This is a genomic window from Candidatus Protochlamydia sp. W-9 (assembly GCF_001950615.1).
Lineage (GTDB): Bacteria > Chlamydiota > Chlamydiia > Chlamydiales > Parachlamydiaceae > Protochlamydia > Protochlamydia amoebophila.
Map to the genome: position 1 here is coordinate 1 of NZ_BCPZ01000313.1, position 835 is coordinate 835.

2 pseudogenes are annotated in these 835 nt (G+C 33.7%); one reads left to right on the forward strand and one right to left on the reverse strand.

From position 1 onward, the window contains the following. Window positions 1-709: pseudogene (locus tag BU804_RS09030) on the forward strand (hypothetical protein); the annotation flags it as partial. 11 nt (window positions 710-720) lie between these two features. On the opposite strand, the pseudogene BU804_RS12295 reads toward BU804_RS09030, so the two are convergent. Further along, a pseudogene (locus tag BU804_RS12295) lies at window positions 721-835 on the reverse strand (IS982 family transposase); the annotation flags it as partial.

An 835-nucleotide genomic window follows, 5' to 3' on the forward strand; every position in this document is an offset into this window, starting at 1 on the left:
ACTTTTTAACGGGTTAGAGATTGCACAAACTAGTGCGAGTTACACCCCGCTGTACAAAAAGTTAGAAAATTTAAAAGAGGTGCAAAGCACCGTTAATGAACTCATGCGCATTCTCGATGCATTAGCAGATCTTAATCATTCTCCTTTCCATATAGCGATTGTGGATTTTAAAATAGAACAAGCAAGAATTAAAACAATGCAAGACACGTTCAATGAATTTAGAACAGAGTTAACAGGATGGATGGATGAAATATTTGAAAATCGCTATCAACAGTATCGGCAAGCCCCTTTTTTTCAACATCAAAAACAAATCGAGGAACTAAGAATTAATATAGAAGAAAAAGAGAGGAAACAAAAAAAAATTGAGCAAGAATTGAAAGAAAAGGATTTGACTCCAGAAGAAAAGTGGTTGTTGTTCTCACTAGAAGAGAATCTACCAGAAAATTCATCTTTCCTAAATCTTAAGCCTAAAGAAAAACTAGATTTAGCTGAAAAGTTATCATATGGCGAAGCTAAACGTTATGAAGCTTATAAAAGTGTGATAAAAAAAACCGGCTTACAAAAAGATTTAGAGGAAATAAAGAGAATAATTCAGCAAAATCGACGTTTAATGCAGAAACTAGGAGAAGGGAAAGAGCCTGAAGATGCTTATTTGAGAGCACAATATCCAAAGATTTCAGAAAAAATAATTGAATGGTTAATAACCTGAATTTTGGGTTTTTAGGCAGCCATTAACAATAAGCGATGCTGCTCTGCTAAGTTTATCGATGGCTTTTTAGGTTGGTGAGTATAAGCAATAATCCCAGCTAATAGATTAATTAAAAAATTTCCGGCA